This window comes from Blastococcus sp. MG754426, from assembly GCF_021699055.1.
Taxonomy (GTDB): Bacteria; Actinomycetota; Actinomycetes; order Mycobacteriales; family Geodermatophilaceae; genus Blastococcus.
This window is the reverse complement of the sequence record NZ_SSXC01000193.1, coordinates 1-377: the sequence shown is the minus strand read 5'-3', so window position 1 is coordinate 377 and position 377 is coordinate 1. Positions and strand designations below refer to the sequence as shown.

Below are 377 nucleotides of genomic sequence, written 5' to 3'. Positions count from 1 at the left end.
TTTCCTCTGCGCTGTGCTCCTTCACCCACAGCTGGGCCCGCTGGACCGCATTGGTGAACTTTTGCACTGTATCACCATTTTTGCTGATATAGCTTTGCTTGGACATGAAGACCGTATAAGGCAGATAGCCGCTCTCCACGCCGAACGAAGCTACGACTGTACCGCGCCCTTCACTTTCAAAGATCGAAGCCTGCGGCTCGAACAGCTGCACGTAATCTCCTGTACCGGACGCAAACGCACCGGCAATATTGGCGAAGTCAATATTTTGAATCAGCGTAAGATCTTTGCCGGCATCAATCCCTTTGTTATGCAGCGTAAATGCACCGGCCATCTGCGGCATGCCGCCCACCCGCTGCCCGAGGAACGTCGCTCCTTTC

1 protein-coding gene is annotated in these 377 nt (G+C 54.1%); it reads right to left on the bottom strand.

Annotation, left to right across the window (positions count from 1 at the left end):
• On the bottom strand, window positions 1-340 hold a 340-nt coding region (locus tag E9549_RS22945), incomplete at its 3' end, for an ABC transporter substrate-binding protein (RefSeq protein ID WP_236828905.1).
• Window positions 341-377 lie beyond the last annotated feature (37 nt).